This window comes from Deinococcus pimensis DSM 21231 (genome assembly GCF_000519345.1).
Taxonomy (GTDB): Bacteria; Deinococcota; Deinococci; order Deinococcales; family Deinococcaceae; genus Deinococcus_A; species Deinococcus_A pimensis.
Genome location: NZ_KI912640.1, coordinates 31775 through 32680 on the forward strand (window position 1 = coordinate 31775; position 906 = coordinate 32680).

A 906-nucleotide genomic window follows, 5' to 3' on the forward strand; every position below is an offset into this window, starting at 1 on the left:
GAGGCGCGCGCGGATCGCCGCCGCGAGGCCCGCGAAGCCCGCGCCGACCACCAGCACCCGCTCAGGCGCCATCGTCCACCCGCCTGACCTTCTCCCGCTCGTACGTGCGGCCCTTCCAGGTGGAGCGGCGGCCCATCGCGCGAAGGTACACCGGCAGCGCGAGCAGCGGCAGCAGCGGCGTGAGCAGCACCTCCAGGAAGTCCATGGGGCGCGAGCGGCCCGTCTTGAGCAGCACCATGAGGCGCTCCAGCACCGCGAAGAACACGAGGTCGCGCCGCCCCGCCAGCCACGGCCAGGTGTACGCCAGCAGGTTCCAGCCCCACGACGCGAGGAGCAGCGCGCGCGAGTCCGCGTGCGCCGCCGACAGGCCCTTCGCGAAGCCCCGCGTGGACTCGCGGTAGCCGCCGTACATCCGCACGGTGAGGAACTCCCCGCCGAGCGCGATCGCCAGCTTCCCGCCGCGCGCCTTGAGCCGCGCGGCGAACTTCACGTCCTCCAGCAGCTCGCCCCGCACGACCCGGTGGCCGCCCACGCGTTCGTAGGCCGCGCGACGGAAGGCCATCAGCTGCCCGTTGCCCGCCGACGCGCTCGCGAAGGGCAGGCCCACGAGCGGCGCGGGCAGCAGGGTCAGCAGCACCACGTCGTTGAGGGGCACCAGCACCCGCTCGCCCGGCGTGAGGGTCTCCTGACGCGGCCAGACCGTCAGGAGGTCCGCCCGCGTGCGCGTGAGCGCCCCGACGATCGCGTCGAGCGCGCCCTCGTGCCACGTCACGTCCGCGTCCGTGAAGACGAGCACGTCGCCCGTCGCGACCTCCGAGAGCTGCTGACACGCCCAGGTCTTGCCGATCCAGCCGGGCGGGACGGGCCTGCCGGTCACGACGCGCACGCCGAGCGCGCGCGCCACGT

Annotated in this window: 1 protein-coding gene; it reads right to left on the minus strand. The window is 74.6% G+C overall.

Features of this window, described 5'->3' with window-relative positions; all coding sequences use genetic code 11:
* Nucleotides 1–61: 61 nt before the first annotated feature.
* Nucleotides 62–906 (minus strand): glycosyltransferase family 2 protein (locus DEIPI_RS30275; protein ID WP_045234108.1); only part of this gene is annotated, 845 nt, incomplete at its 5' end.